The 14,087-nt window shown below is 72.3% G+C and carries 9 protein-coding genes; 3 read left to right on the forward strand and 6 right to left on the reverse strand.

The features are described 5' to 3' along the window. Nucleotides 1-278: 278 nt before the first annotated feature. A complete protein-coding gene (locus AB0M39_RS31970) occupies nucleotides 279-2,276 on the forward strand; it encodes a translation factor GTPase family protein (protein WP_365369907.1) in 1,998 nt (665 codons plus the stop codon). Nucleotides 2,277-2,439: 163 nt separating this feature from the next. On the opposite strand, the gene AB0M39_RS31975 is transcribed toward AB0M39_RS31970, so the two are convergent. Both AB0M39_RS31975 and AB0M39_RS31980 read right to left on the reverse strand, forming a co-directional pair. Further along, a complete protein-coding gene (locus tag AB0M39_RS31975) occupies nucleotides 2,440-4,077 on the reverse strand; it encodes an ABC-F family ATP-binding cassette domain-containing protein (RefSeq protein WP_365369909.1) in 1,638 nt (545 codons plus the stop codon). Between the two features lie 331 nt (nucleotides 4,078-4,408). Continuing rightward, nucleotides 4,409-5,446 carry an oxidoreductase gene (locus AB0M39_RS31980; protein ID WP_365369911.1) on the reverse strand — a complete coding sequence of 346 codons (1,038 nt, stop codon included), beginning with the start codon at nucleotides 5,444-5,446 and terminating at the stop codon, nucleotides 4,409-4,411. Between the two features lie 66 nt (nucleotides 5,447-5,512). Here AB0M39_RS31980 and AB0M39_RS31985 point away from each other — a divergent pair, with 66 nt between their 5' ends. After that, complete coding sequence (locus tag AB0M39_RS31985) at nucleotides 5,513-6,493, forward strand: FAD-dependent oxidoreductase (RefSeq protein ID WP_365369913.1); 981 nt, start codon at nucleotides 5,513-5,515, stop codon at nucleotides 6,491-6,493. 93 nt (nucleotides 6,494-6,586) lie between these two features. Here the strand turns inward: AB0M39_RS31985 and AB0M39_RS31990 are convergent, their stop codons facing one another. The 4 genes from AB0M39_RS31990 to AB0M39_RS32005 form a co-directional block, all read right to left on the reverse strand. Next, complete coding sequence (locus AB0M39_RS31990) at nucleotides 6,587-6,865, reverse strand: hypothetical protein (protein WP_365369915.1); 279 nt, start codon at nucleotides 6,863-6,865, stop codon at nucleotides 6,587-6,589. 77 nt (nucleotides 6,866-6,942) lie between these two features. After that, entirely contained in the window at nucleotides 6,943-8,673 is a 1,731-nt protein-coding gene (locus AB0M39_RS31995; protein WP_365369917.1) for a BCCT family transporter, read from the reverse strand. Nucleotides 8,674-8,753: 80 nt separating this feature from the next. After that, nucleotides 8,754-10,073 carry a M14 family metallocarboxypeptidase gene (locus AB0M39_RS32000; protein WP_365369919.1) on the reverse strand — a complete coding sequence of 440 codons (1,320 nt, stop codon included), beginning with the start codon at nucleotides 10,071-10,073 and terminating at the stop codon, nucleotides 8,754-8,756. Continuing rightward, on the reverse strand, nucleotides 10,070-12,064 hold the full coding sequence (locus tag AB0M39_RS32005; RefSeq protein ID WP_365369921.1) for a Xaa-Pro dipeptidyl-peptidase: 1,995 nt from the start codon (nucleotides 12,062-12,064) through the stop codon (nucleotides 10,070-10,072). The genes AB0M39_RS32000 and AB0M39_RS32005 overlap by 4 nt, the downstream gene beginning before the upstream one ends. Nucleotides 12,065-12,256: 192 nt before the next feature. Here AB0M39_RS32005 and AB0M39_RS32010 point away from each other — a divergent pair, with 192 nt between their 5' ends. Further along, on the forward strand, nucleotides 12,257-13,858 hold the full coding sequence (locus AB0M39_RS32010; RefSeq protein WP_365369923.1) for a M1 family metallopeptidase: 1,602 nt from the start codon (nucleotides 12,257-12,259) through the stop codon (nucleotides 13,856-13,858). Nucleotides 13,859-14,087: the final 229 nt, after the last annotated feature.

Consider the following 14,087-nt stretch of genomic DNA (forward strand, 5'->3'; position numbering starts at 1 on the left):
GCGGCGGCGTATGCCGTTTGTGGGGTGGCCACTCACGGCCAGGGGGCGCGCCGCATGTCGGGCCGGGGGGGGGGGGGGGGTTCCCCCCTCCCGCCCGCACCCGTCTCCCTGCTCCCGTCCCCCTGCACCCGTCCCCCGACGATTAATCAGTTGCCCGCTCCCTGGGCCCCCTGCTCTACTCCCCCACGTCGAGAAGTCCCTCAAGGAGGCGATCATGCGCGGAACGTCCATGTCCACTCAGCAGGCCATCGCCATCCACCTTGAGGACATGACACTTCGTGCACACGCTGAATCTGGGGATCCTGGCGCATATCGACGCCGGTAAGACCAGCCTGACCGAGCGGCTGCTGCATTCCGCCGGAGTCATCGACGAGATCGGCAGCGTCGACGACGGAAGCACCCAGACCGACTCCCTGGCGCTGGAACGACAGCGCGGCATCACCATCAAGTCCGCGGTCGTCTCGTTCGCCGTCGACGACGTCACCGTCAATCTGATCGACACACCCGGCCACCCGGACTTCATCGCCGAGGTGGAACGGGTGCTGAGCGTGCTCGACGGCGCCGTGCTCGTCGTCTCCGCCGTGGAGGGCGTGCAGGCGCAGACCCGCGTCCTGATGCGGACGCTGAAGCGGCTGCGCATTCCCACGCTCGTCTTCGTGAACAAGATCGACCGCAGGGGCGCGCAGTACGACCGTGTGCTGCGGGACCTCGCCGAGAAGCTGTCCCCGTCGATCGTCCCCATGGGGTCGGCCGAGGGGCTCGGCACGAGGGAGGCGGCCAGCGTCCCGCACACCGCCGCCGACGGCTCGTTCACGGGCCGGCTGGCCGAGCTGCTCGCCGACCACGACGACGCGTTCCTGGCCGCGTACGTGGACGACGCGACGACGCTCGCGTACGACGAGATCCGCGCGGAGCTGGCCGCGCAGACCCGGCGGGCGCTGGTGCATCCGGTGTACTTCGGCTCGGCGATCACCGGCGCCGGCGTGGACGCGCTGGTCCGCGGGATCAAGGAGCTGCTGCCGGCGGCCGGGGGCGATGCCGAGGGGCCGGCGTCGGGCAGCGTGTTCAAGGTCGAACGCGGGCCGGCCGGGGAGAAGATCGCGTACGTCCGGATGTTCTCGGGAACGGTCCGGATCCGCGACCGGCTGCGCATCGGCCAGGACGGCGAGGGGAAGGTCACCGCGGTCAGCGTCTTCGACCACGGGACGGCCGTCCGGCGCCCGTCGGTCGCGGCAGGGCAGATCGGCAAGCTGTGGGGGCTCGGCGACGTCCGGATCGGCGACGCCGTCGGCGACCCGTCGGCGGAGCCGCCGAAGACCACGGCGGAGCGCCAGTTCGCCCCGCCGACGCTGGAGACCGTCGTCGTCCCCAGCCGCCCGGCCGACAGGGGCGCTCTGCACAGCGCGCTCGCCCAGCTCGCCGAGCAGGATCCGCTGATCGATCTGCGGCAGGACGACATCCGGCAGGAGATCTCCGTATCGCTCTACGGCGAGGTGCAGAAGGAGGTCGTCCAGGCGACCCTGGCCGACGAGTTCGGCGTGGACGTCGGCTTCCGGGAGACGACGACCCTCTGTGTCGAGCGGCCGGTCGGATCGGGCTCGGCCGTCGAGATCATCGACCAGGACCCGAATCCGTTTCTGGCGACCGTCGGGCTGCGCGTCGACCCGGCGCCACTGGACTCCGGCGTGGAGTTCCGGCTGGGCGTCGAGCTCGGCTCGATGCCGTACTCCTTCTTCAAGGCGGTCGAGGAGACCGTGCTGCAGACACTTCAGCAGGGAGTGCGCGGCTGGCGGGTCACCGACTGCACGGTCACCATGACGCACAGCGGCTACTGGCCGCGCCAGAGCCACTCCCACGGCGTCTTCGACAAGTCCATGTCGAGCACGGCCGGCGACTTCCGGCAGCTGACGCCGCTGGTCCTGATGAGCGCGCTGGAGCAGGCGGGGACCAGGGTGCACGAGCCCCTGCACCGCTTCCGCCTGGAGCTGCCCGAGGACGCCCTCGGGCCGGTCCTGCCGGTGCTGGCCCGGCTGCGCGCGTTCCCGAGGACGCAGGCGACGCAGGGCGCCGTCTGCGTCCTGGAGGGCGAGATCCCGGCGGCCGAGGTGCACGCCCTGGAGCGGCAGCTGCCCGCGCTGACGCACGGCGAGGGGGTGCTGGAGTCCGCCTTCGAGCGCTATGAGCCGGTCGTCGGCACGATTCCGGACCGGCCGCGGACGGACTGCAATCCGCTCGACCGCAGCGAGTATCTGCTGCGGGTGGTCAGACTGCGGTGAGCGCGCGCCGTCCGCGGGCGCGCTCGGACGGGCGGGCGGACGGGCCGCGAGACGGCTCTGGCGCGGTCGGACGGGCGGGCGGCTCTGGAGCGTACGGGCGGGGAGAGGCTCTGGCGCGTACGCCGTCTCCCCGTCCGTCCGAGCGGCTTTCGGGCCGCCTCGCTCAGTGCTCGACGACCTTGCCGTCGCGGACCTCGATACGGCGGGTGACGTGCACCGCGTCGAGCATCCGGCGGTCGTGCGTGACCAGCAGCAGGGTGCCGGTGTAGGAGTCGAGGGCGGACTCCAGCTGCTCGATCGCGGCGAGGTCGAGGTGGTTCGTCGGCTCGTCGAGTACGAGGAGGTTGACGCCGCGCCCCTGGAGCAGCGCGAGGGCGGCTCGGGTGCGCTCGCCCGGCGAGAGCGTGGTGGCCGGCCGCAGCACATGGTCGGCCTTGAGGCCGAACTTGGCGAGCAGGGTGCGCACTTCGGCGGGCTCGGTGTCGGGAACGGCCGCGCAGAAGGCGTCGAGGAGGGTCTCGGTGCCGTAGAAGAGCCCGCGCGCCTGGTCGACCTCGCCGACCACGACGCCGGAGCCGAGGGAGGCGTGGCCCGCGTCGAGGGCGAGCCGGCCCAGCAGGGCGGCGAGCAGGGTGGACTTGCCCGCGCCGTTCGCGCCGGTGATCGCGACCCGGTCCGCCCAGTCGATCTGGAGGCTGGCCGGTCCGAAGGCGAAGTCGCCGCGGCGGACCTCGGCGGAGCGGAGCGTCGCCACGACGGCGCCCGAGCGGGGCGCGGCGGCGATCTCCATCCGCAGCTCCCACTCCTTGCGGGGCTCCTCCACCGTGTCGAGGCGCTCGATCATGCGCTGCGTCTGGCGTGCCTTGGCAGCCTGCTTCTCGCTCGCCTCGCTGCGCATATTGCGGCCGATCTTGTCGCCGTCGGTCGCCTTGCGCCGGGCGTTCTTGACGCCCTTGTCCATCCAGGAGCGCTGCATCTGGGCGCGGCCCTCGAGGGCGGACTTCTTGTCGGCGTACTCCTCGAAGTCCTCGCGGGCGTGGCGGCGGGCCCGCTCGCGCTCCTCCAGGTACGCGGTGTAGCCGCCACCGTAGAGCGTGATCTGCTGCTGTGCGAGGTCGAGTTCGAGGACCTTGGTGACGGTACGGGTCAGGAACTCGCGGTCGTGGCTGACCACCACGACGCCGGCGCGCAGCCCGCCGACGAACCTCTCCAGGCGCTCGAGCCCGTCCAGGTCGAGGTCGTTGGTCGGCTCGTCGAGCAGGAAGACGTCGTAGCGGGACAGCAGCAGGGAGGCGAGACCCGCGCGGGCCGCCTGGCCGCCGGAGAGGGCGGTCATCGGCTGGTCCAGGCCGATCGTCAGCCCGAGCGACGCGGCGACCTCCTCGGCGCGCTCGTCCAGGTCCGCGCCGCCGAGGCCGAGCCAGCGCTCCAGGCTGTCGGCGTACGCGTCGTCCGCGCCGGGCGCGCCCTCGACGAGCCCCTGGGTCGCCGCGTCCATGGCGACCTGGGCGGAGGCGACGCCGGTCCGCCGGGCGAGGAACTCCCGCACGGTCTCCCCGGCGCGCCGCTCGGGCTCCTGCGGGAGGTGCCCGACGACGGCGGTGGGCGGCGAGAGCCGCAGCTCGCCCTGCTCGGGCCGGTCGAGCCCGGCGAGCATCCGCAGCAGGGTCGACTTGCCGGCGCCGTTGACGCCGACGAGCCCGATGACGTCGCCGGGAGCGACGACGAGATCGAGGCCGGAGAAGAGGGAGCGATCGCCGTGGGCGGCGGCGAGGTCTTTGGCGACAAGGGTGGCAGTCATGAGGGAACCGATCCTAATGCGGCCTGCGCGGGCCCCAGCCCCCGAGCCCCGGGCCGGGGGTTCGAGCGCCTCGGGGCCTCGCGACCGGGCTCGGGCACCGCCCGCCGCCCATCAAGCCGCCCCTATGGGACCCAAGGACCCCCCGACCAGGCTCCGGGCCCGGCGCCGCCCGCCGCCGCTCAGGCCACCCCTCGGGGACCCAAGGACCCCGCGACCAGGCTCCGGCCCCCGGTGCCGCGCACCGCCGATCAGGCCGCCCCTATGGGACCCAAGGCCCCCCGACCAGGCTCCGGCCCCCGGCGCCGCGCGCCGCCGCTCAGGCCGCCCCTCCTCAGGCCTCTGGTCGCCGCATCGGCGCCACCCGCACGCTCCCCATGGTCCGGGCCACCAGGAACGCCTGACCCTTCACCGCCGCCGTCTCCAGGGGGATGAGGTGCTCGCCCGCCGCGAGCATGCCGTCGAACAGCTCGCGGGTGTGGGTGCGGTAGAGCCGGTCCAGGCGGTACGCCACCAGCTTGACCCGGCAGGCCGAGGTCACCTCCACCGCCGCCCCGCCGTTCTGCGGGGCGAGCCGGGTCAGGCGGCGCAGCTCCGGCGGGCTGTGGTCCAGGGCCTGCTCGATCTGGGCCACCAGCAGCGGGATGATCGGGGCGAGCCCGTCGACGTACGCCACGTCCGCGCCGGCCCGCGCGAACGCCGCCCGCACCGCCGCGCGCTCCTTCTCGCCGACCGCCCGCCCGAAGGCCACCGCGCCGTACGTCCGCAGCTCGTCGTCGGGGACCTGGGGCGCGTCGTGGGTGATCTCCGCGCCGATGCCGATCGTCCGCAGCGCGGCGGCCAGCTTGGCGAGCACCGCCACCCGCGCGCCGATCAGCAGCACCCGGCGGCGGACCGGCGGGGCCGCGTCCCCGTCCGGGAGCAGCCGCTCCAGCTCGGCGCGGTACTCCTCGCCGCGGAAGCGGAACGGCCCTATCCCCGCATAGCCGTTGCGGTCCAGATCCGCCGTGGCGTCCGTCTGCCAGGCGAAGTCCCGCCAGACGACGTCGTCGCCGTCCCGCTCGATGACGGCGGTCACGGCGCCGCACCGGATGTCCTCGCACTCCGGACAGCCGTAGATCACACAGCGTCCGCCCTCCAGCGGCGGCTGCGCGTCCAGCAGCAGGGTGCGCACCTGCGCGGTGAAGATCGCGGGAGGCACGTCGGAGGCCAGCGGCGAGACGGCGTCGAGGTCGGAGAGCTGGAACAGCAGCGGCCGTCCGTCGACGATGAAGTCCATGAAGTCCCGGTGCACTTGATAGGCGCCACCTTCGAGGACTCCCCCGGCCCGCATCGCCGGCGCCAGCCCGAAGGTCGCGTACTCGGCAGACATGTCCTGAGTATCCCCAGCTGCGAGCAGTTCTGAGCACGGGTTCTCGCATTGGGCTACCGTCCAGCCATGACAGGCGACGCGGGCGGTGCGGGCGATGTGATCGTGGTGGGCGGCGGGGTCATCGGCCTGACCACGGCGATCGTGCTGGCGGAGAGCGGCGGCAGGGTGCGTCTGTGGGCCCGGGATCCCGCCGAGAAGACGACGTCGGCGGTGGCGGGCGCGCTGTGGTGGCCGTACCGCATCGAGCCCGAAGAGCGCGTCGGCGACTGGGCCGTGGCCTCGCTGCGGAGGTACGAGAAGCTGGCGGCCCGTCCCCAGGAGACGGGCGTGCGGCTGGTCGCGGGCGTCCAGGCCGGCGAGCGGCTGGACGGGCTGGGGCCGTGGGCGGGGCAGTTGGCCGAGGTGCGCGAGGCGGCGGCGCACGAGCTGCCGACGGGATACGACACCGGGATCTGGGCGCGGCTGCCGCTCGTCGACATGCCCGTGCATCTGGCCTGGCTGCGGGCGCGGCTCCAGGCGGCGGGTGGCACGGTGGAGATCCGGTCGGTCGGCGACTTCGCCGAGGCGGCCGCCGAGGCGCCGACCGTGGTGGACTGCACGGGGATCGACGCGCGCGAGCTGGCCCGCGACCCGCGAGTGGGCCCGGTGCGCGGCCAGTTGGTGCTGGTGGAGAACCCGGGGATCGAGGAGTGGTTCACCGCGGTCGACCACTCGTCCAGCGAGTCGACGTACTTCTTTCCGCAGCCCGGCCGGCTGGTCCTGGGCGGCACGGCCGAGGAGGGCGACTGGAGTCTGACGCCCGATCCGGCGACCGCCGAGGCGATCGTGGCCCGCTGCGCGCTCATCCGCCCGGAGATCGCGAAGGCCCGGGTGCTGGGGCACCAGGTGGGGCTGCGGCCGGCGCGGGAGGGCGGTGTGCGGATCGAGTCCGAGCCGCTGCCCGGCGGCGGGCTGCTGGTGCACAACTACGGCCACGGGGGCGCGGGGGTGACGGTCGCGTGGGGCTGCGCCGATGCGGCGGCCGCTCTCGCGCGCCGGGCCGGCTGAGCGCCTCCCCGGCCCAAGCATGCTCAGACCCGCCCCCTGACACAGCCGAGCGCCGCCCGCCCCGAGCGAACCGGGGCGGGCGGCGCCGTCGCCTCAGGCCGAGAACGCGTTGTTGTTCTCGGAGTCCTCGCACTGCTGAGCCCTGGCCAGCAGCGCGTTCGAGACCGCGATCCCGTGGCGCCACTCCTGGTACCGGCCCGCGACCTTCGCGCGCTCGGCGGCCTGGCGGGTCTTGGCCGCGTCCACGCGCAGCTGCGCCGGGTTGCAGGTGATCATCCCACCGGCGGGCGCCGCCTGGGCCGGTGCGGAGGCGAGTGCGAGACCGCCCGCCATCAGGGCGGTCACAGCGAGGGTGGTGATGCGTCGACGCATGGGTGTCTCCAAGTGCAGGTGGTGCTTGCCCCGTTGAGGGGGTTGATCAATACCAATCGGTAACTTTACCGACATGATCAACTCTTGGTGACCACAGGCCGGTCCTCCTCCGGCTCCGGCCCCGGCCCCGGGCCGATGCGGATCTCGAAGTCGCCGTCGTACTTCGCGTGCCCCGCGATCACCGCGGACTCGACCGCCTCGTCGCCGCGCTCGCCGCGCACGATCAGCGGGTCGTGCCGCAGATCGCGCATCAGGGCCACGCACATCCCGATCATCACGATCACGAACGGCGCGGCCACCAGGATCGTCAGATTCTGGAGTCCGGCCAGCGCGTCGCCCTTGCCGTTCCCGATCAGCAGCATGATCGCGGCGACCGCCCCGGTCAGCACGCCCCAGAAGACGACCACCGGCTTCGACGGCTCGAAGCTGCCCTTCTGCGAGAGCGTGCCCATCACGATGGACGCGGCGTCCGCGCCCGACACGAAGAAGATGCCGACGAGGATCATCACCAGCAGGCTCATCACGGTCGGAATCGGATACTCCTGGAGCACCGCGAAGAGCTGTCCCTCCGGCGTCGCCTCCTCGCCCAGCCGGCCGCTCTCCTGAAGCGTCATCGCCGTGCCGCCGAAGACCGCGAACCAGACCAGGCTGACCGTGCTCGGCACCAGGATGACCCCGCCCACGAACTGGCGGATCGTCCGCCCCCGGCTGATGCGGGCGATGAACATGCCGACGAAGGGCGTCCAGGAGATCCACCACGCCCAGTAGAAGACCGTCCAGCTGCCCAGCCAGTCCCCCACGCCCTCGCCGCTGGAGGCCTCGGTGCGGCCGGCCAGCTCGGCCAGGTCGCCGAAGTAGGCGGCGATCGACGTCGGCAGCAGATCGAGGATGATGATCGTCGGCCCGGCGACGAACACGAACACGGCCAGCAGCAGCGCCAGCACCATGTTGATGTTGGACAGCCACTGGATGCCCTTCTCCACGCCGGAGACCGCGGACAGCACGAAGGCCACGGTGAGCGTCGCGATGATGCCGACCAGCAGCCCGGTGCTGACCTTCTCCAGCCAGCCCAGCTCGGTCACCCCACTGCCGATCTGGAGGGCGCCCAGGCCCAGCGAGGCGGCGGACCCGAAGAGCGTGGCGAAGATCGCCAGAATGTCGATCACCCGGCCGGGAACGCCCAGCGCGCTCTTCTCGCCGATGAGCGGCACGAAGACGGCGCTGATCGTCTGCCGACGGCGGCGCCGGAAGGTGCTGTACGCGATGGCGAGCCCCACCACCGCGTAGATCGCCCAGGGGTGCAGCGTCCAGTGGAAGAGGGTCGTGGCCATCGCCGTCTCCATGGCCTGCGCCGGGTCGGCGGGGTCCGTGCCGGGCGGCGGCTCGACGAAGTGCGCCAGCGGCTCGCTCACCCCGTAGAACATCAGGCCGATACCCATGCCGGCGCTGAACATCATCGCGACCCAGGACACCGTGCGGAACTCGGGGCCCTCGCTCTCCTGCCCGAGCGGGATCTTGCCGTACCGGCTGATCGCCAGCCAGAGCGCGAAGACCACGAAGCCGGACGCGGCGAGCACGAAGGCCCAGCCGCCGTTGTGGATCAGCCCGCTCAGCATCGAGCTGGAGACGTCCTCCAGCGTGTCGGTGGCCACCGCTCCCCACACGACGAAGGCCACGGTGAGAACGGCGGTGACGCCGAAGACCACGCGGTCGGTCGAGGGCCGCCCGGTCTCCTGGGGATGGCCGGGGAGGTCGGCCGTCACCGACAGCTCTCCCCGGCCTTCCGGTCGGTTTTCGTCTTGCGACACAAGTGGCACCTTTCAGCGGTACGGAGAACCTGCTTTCGCACTCCGTTACCCCCTACCACATGTGATGCACATCACGGTTCTCAACAGGCGGTGATCGCCTGCCCCGATGTCAGACGGTAGGTCGCCCGGGCGTCGAGGAGCAGCGGGATCAGCTTGCGCTGGGACTGCCTCAGCGGCACGAAGGCGCCGCTCCCCTCGGGCCGCGCAGCCACCCCGTGCAGGGCCAGTTCGTCGCGCACGTCGGCGTACTGGGCGCCGTCCAGCCGGTAGCCGCAGGGCGGGTCGGCCAGGATCTCGTCCTCGGTCGCCGGGTCGTTGTCCGCGCCGCCCAGATAGACCGGCCCGCGGTCTCTCAGGCCCGACAGGCGTGCGGCCGAGGTCGCGGCCTCGATCCGGCCGCGCCGCTCGTCGCTGAAGGAGAACAGTCCGCCGAGGGCGGAGAGTTGGCTCTCGACCCGCCGGCGGTTGTTCGCCGCCGGGTCCGCCTTCTCCTCCTCGGTCATCGGGTCGACCCGGCTCTCGATCAGCAGACCGACCGAGTTCTTGATCCCCGAGGCGTTGCGCAGAATGCGCTCCTGGCCGTCGCCCGCGGTCTGCTTGATCGGATCGCCGGTGACCGGGTCGGTCCAGATGCCGTAGGTGCCGGTGCTGTAGCCGTGGTCGTGCGCGGCGGGGCGGACGTACCGGCCGGACAGCGCCTGCGACTCCCGGTGGACGGCCGCGTCGGTGTTGAGGTTGCGCGGCCAGAGGTCGAAGAGGTCCTTGTCGTAGTACAGCGGGGTCGCGCCGTACTCGTGCAGGTCGTAGACGACGTCCGGGCGCTGATCGCGGAAGACGGCGGCGACGGCCCGCCCCTCCGCGGTCTCCAGGGCGATGTGGTCGCGGTTGACGTCCACCCCGGCGGCGTTGCCGCGGGTGTTCGCGGCGCGCCCGTCCGGGTTGGCGGTGGGGACGGCCAGGACGCGCGTACGCGCGAGGAAGCGCCGGGTGTCGCGGTCCTGGGCGTACGCCAGATCGCGGATCGTGGTCAGACAGGCCTCGCGGCCCGACGGCTCGTTGCCGTGCTGGCTGCAGATCAGCAGCACGGTGTGGGAGGCGTGCCGCGCGCCGACGCTCACCAGCTGGAGCGGGCGGCCCTGCTCGGTGACGCCGATCTTCCCGACCGTCATGCGCGCGCTGCCCCGGTCGACGGCTGCCAGGAACGCCTGCTCCTCGGGCTGGCTGGTCCAGCGCGCCCCCTGGCTGGCCTCGAAGCCGGTGCGGGGCAGCGGGTCGTGCGCGGCCTGCGCGGGGGCGGCGACCAGCGGCACGGCGAGCGCCGCGGACGCGACCGTCAGAGCGAGGGCGCGGACGGGCGAGGTCGTGCGGCGAGGGGACCTCGCGCGGAAGGGGGACTTCATCGGGTGCTGCCTCCCGGAATCGGACGGATCGGACGCGGTTCGGCCACCCCGTCGAGGCGGGACTCGCGGGGGCCGGCCGTCTCAGCAGACCCCGCGACGGCCCTCAGATAGGCGGAGGCGCCGCCGACGACGGGCAGTCTCGCCGCCGTACGGGCGAGGTCGAGGGTGAGCGTGGGCTTCGTGGCCGGAGGGTCGATCAGATCGCGGTCCGTGCCCGCGACGATCAGGGCGAGCCGGTGCCCGGCCGGGACGACATGGTCGGAGGCGTGCAGGTCGAGGGTGATGGTGTACGGCCTGCCGGGGGTCAGCGGGCGGCCCTTGGCGTCGGAGGCGTAGTTGCCGAGATCGGCCCAGCCGCGGCTGAAGACCGTGTAGTCGACGTCGGCCGTGCGCGCCTCGGTCTCCTTGAAGCAGGAGCTGTCCCCTGAGGTGCTCGCGCCCCAGCAGGTGCGCTCGGCGAGGGTGGCGATGCCCTCGCCGGGCGCCGCGTAGTCGCGGATGGTGTCGGGACCCACGTCGACCAGGACCGCCGACAGATGGGCGCTCGCCGTAGACGGAGCGACGGTGACGGTCGCCTTCGCCGACCCGGACAGCCGCAGGTCCCGGCTGAGCGGCGGGGTGACGAATCCGGCCTTGGCCGGGGTCGGCTGGTCGACGGCGGCGGCCCAGTCGGTCTCGTCGAGCAGCGGGTCGTCGGCGAAGGTCTCGGTCGCTCCGGGGCGCGCGGGGGCCAGCCCGAGCGTGCCGACGCCCGGGAGCTCGCCCTTGCCGGGGCGCAGGCTGGTGGTCTGCGTGGCGCGCGGCGGCCAGACGCGGTCGGTCGACCACTGGTCGGGGGCGCGCTCGACGTCGGCCATCGGCTCGCGCTCGACGCCGTTGTCGTAGCCGAGGAGATAGTGGTCGAACCAGCGGTGCAGGGTGGAGACCCACTCTGTGCGCCGGAAGTCGAACGGGTCGACGTGCCCGGTCTGCGAGAGCCAGATCTTGCGCTCCACGCCCTGTCGGGCGAGGGCGTCCCACCACTGGCCGAAGTGCTTGGCGCGGACGTTGAGGTCCTGCATCCCGTGCACGACGAAGACGCTGGCCTCGACCCGGTCCGCGTCCGGCACATAGTCGCGCTCGCCCCACAGCCGGGTGAGGTCGCCGGTGCGCGGCGCCTCGTCGACCAGCCGCTTCTGGACCGCCTGGCAGCGGGCCCTGGCCTCCGGGCTCTCCACATAGTCCGAGAGCCATTCGGGGCCGGAGTCGTACAGCGGCGCGCCCTTGGCGAAGTAGTAGTCGTACCAGGAGGAGATGGCCCCGATCGGGACGATCGTCTTGAGGCCCTCGACCCCGGTGGCGGCCACGCCGTTGGCGATCGTGCCGTCGTAGCTCTTGCCGATCATGCCGGTGTCGCCGGTGCTCCAGTCGGCGCGGGCCCGCTCGGCCCCGGTGCGCGTGGTGTAGCCGCGCGCCCGGCCGTTCAGCCAGTCGACGACGGCCTTGGCGGACTGGACGTCGGAGCGCCCGCCGACGTCGACGCAGCCGTCGGAGCGGTTGGTGCCCGCCAGGTCGACGGCGACGAAGGCGTAGCCGCGCGGAACGAAGTAGTTGTCGTAGTAGAGCGGGAACTGGACCGGCTTCCCGTTCGCGTCGTACGTCTTCCTCTGGCTCTCGTTGCCGCGTCCGCAGCAGGCGTAGTACGGGCTGGCGTCCATGATGACCGGGATCTTCCGGCCCTGCTGCGCGGGCTCGCGCGGACGCACGACGTCCACGGCCACCCGGTCGGTCTGGCCGTCCCCGTCGCCGTCGAGGCGCGTGTCCACCCATACGGACTCACGGACGGCGTTCTCGTACGAGTAGACGGGCTTGCTCTCCCTGACCGTACGGCTCTCCTGGGCGGGCGCGCCCTGCGCCCCCGTCGGGGTGAGGCTCACGGCCATCAGAGCGGCCGAGGCCGCCACCATCAGCGATCTGCACCTCAATCGGGTGCCCCGCGCACGTATCGACATGGGCGGACGGTACTCCGGCCAACTCCCGTGCGACAGGGGGCAGTCAGCACACCAGAGGGACCGATGGGGCGCAGCGGGTCATGTCGGCCGAATGGCGATCATGTGAAAGGCCGAGCCGCGCTCCTGACGGCGGGCGCCGCGGCTGTCTAGGGTCGACGAGAAGATCATCGGCCCCCACGACTTGGAGCTTCTGTGCACCGCAGACTCATCGTCCCGAGCACGCTCGCGGCCTCCTTGCTGCTGGCGATCCCAGCGTCGGCCGCCGACGTCTCCGCGGGCGCCCCGGGCATCGGCGACCCCTACTACCCGGCCAGCGGAAACGGCGGATACGACGTCTCCCACTACGACCTGAGGCTGAAGTACCAGCCGAAGACGGACCTGCTGGAGGGCACGGCGACCCTGCTGGCCACCGCCAAGCAGGATCTGAGCCGGTTCAACCTCGACTTCGGTCTGAAGGTCAGCGAGGTGCTGGTCAACGGCAAGAAGGCGAAGATCGCCACCAGCGGCGACCACGAGCTCGAGATCACTCCGTCCGCGCCGCTGGCCAAGGGCAAGTCCCTGTCGGTGGTCGTCCGCTACGCCGGAAAGCCCTCCGAGCTCAGTATCGGCGGCTACACCGCCTGGCACCGCACGCCGGACGGCGGAGTCGCCGCCCAGGAGCCGGACTCGGCCGTGTGGTGGTTCCCGAGCAACGACCACCCGCTGGACAAGGCGACGTACGACGTGTCGGTCTCGGTGCCCGACGGCAGCCAGGCCATCAGCAACGGCGTGCTCCAGTCGCAGAGCTCGCGCCTGGGCTGGACGCGCTACAACTGGCGCTCCAACAAGCCGCAGGCGTCGTATCTCGCCACGCTCGCCGTCGGGAAGTTCGACGTCACGACGGACAAGACCGCCGACGGGCTGCCGATCCTCAACGCGTACAGCAAGGACCTCGGCGACAACGCCGGCGCGGCGCGCGCCAGCATCGAGCGGACCGGTGAGGTCGCCGAGTGGCTGACCGGGCTCTTCGGCCCGTACCCCTTCAACGCGCTCGGCGGCTATGTCCCCAATGTGACCAGCGGCTACGCGCTGGAGACGCAGACCCGCCCGTTCTACAGCCCGCGGCAGTTCGCGAACGGCGCGAACGTCTCCGTGGTCGTCCACGAGCTGGCCCACCAGTGGTACGGCGACAGCGTCTCCGTCGACGGCTGGAAGGACATCTGGGTCAACGAGGGCTTCGCCCGCTACAGCCAGTGGCTGTGGTCGGAGAAGGAGGGCGAGGGCACCGCGCAGGAGCTGGCGGACTACGTCTACGCCCAGCGCGCGGCCGACGACCCGTTCTGGACGGTCAAGCCGGGCGACCCCGGCCCGGAGAAGCAGTTCGACATCGCGGTGTACGACCGGGGAGCGCTGGCGCTCCAGGCGCTGCGCAACGCGATCGGCGACGAGGACTTCTTCGCGATCCTCAAGGGCTGGCCGGCCGAGTACGCCTATGGCAACGCCAAGGTCGGCGACTTCGTGAAGTACGCGGAGAAGGTCTCGGGCAAGCCGCTCGCCGGGCTCTTCGACACCTGGCTGTACCAGCCGTCGAAGCCGGCCGCGCCTGCTGCGGCGGACGCGAAGATCGCGCAGAAGAAGCCGAAGTCGCAGTCAGCGTCGAAGTCGCAGTCGGCCGAGGCGGGCGGGGCGGGCGCGTCGGCCCAGGCCGGGCAGCCGGCGAAGCCCGCGCAGCCGAAGTCGTGGAAGAAGATCGCGGCGACGAACACGATCCACGACCACGGTCGCGGTCACGGTCACGGTCACGACGGCCGCTGACAGGGGCTGCCGAGAGGGGCCGCTGGCTGGGAGCCGCTGATGGGCTGCCTCCGGCGAGGGGCCCTGTCGGAGGGCGGGTGCCCCGGCGGACCGTCAAGGAGTCGCGGGCGGGGTCTGCCGGAGGCCGAGCCCCGACGGACCGTCGAGGAGTCGCCAGCAGGGTCTGCCCCCGGCGAGTGGGCCCCTGCCGGACGCCGTTCCCCGGCAGGCCGTCGAGGAGTCGCAAGCG

The sequence above is a fragment of the Streptomyces sp. NPDC051907 genome, from assembly GCF_040681075.1.
Lineage (GTDB): Bacteria > Actinomycetota > Actinomycetes > Streptomycetales > Streptomycetaceae > Streptomyces.

What these genes read in the sequence shown, in the direction of transcription:
- AB0M39_RS32000 (WP_365369919.1), bottom strand. Translation starts at nt 10,073, where the DNA reads ATGAAGTCCCCCTTCCGCGCGAGGTCCCCTCGCCGCACGACCTCGCCC.
- AB0M39_RS31985 (WP_365369913.1), top strand. Translation starts at nt 5,513, where the DNA reads ATGACAGGCGACGCGGGCGGTGCGGGCGATGTGATCGTGGTGGGCGGC.
- AB0M39_RS32005 (WP_365369921.1), bottom strand. Translation starts at nt 12,064, where the DNA reads ATGTCGATACGTGCGCGGGGCACCCGATTGAGGTGCAGATCGCTGATG.
- AB0M39_RS31990 (WP_365369915.1), bottom strand. Translation starts at nt 6,865, where the DNA reads ATGCGTCGACGCATCACCACCCTCGCTGTGACCGCCCTGATGGCGGGC.
- AB0M39_RS31980 (WP_365369911.1), bottom strand. Translation starts at nt 5,446, where the DNA reads ATGTCTGCCGAGTACGCGACCTTCGGGCTGGCGCCGGCGATGCGGGCC.
- AB0M39_RS31975 (WP_365369909.1), bottom strand. Translation starts at nt 4,077, where the DNA reads ATGACTGCCACCCTTGTCGCCAAAGACCTCGCCGCCGCCCACGGCGAT.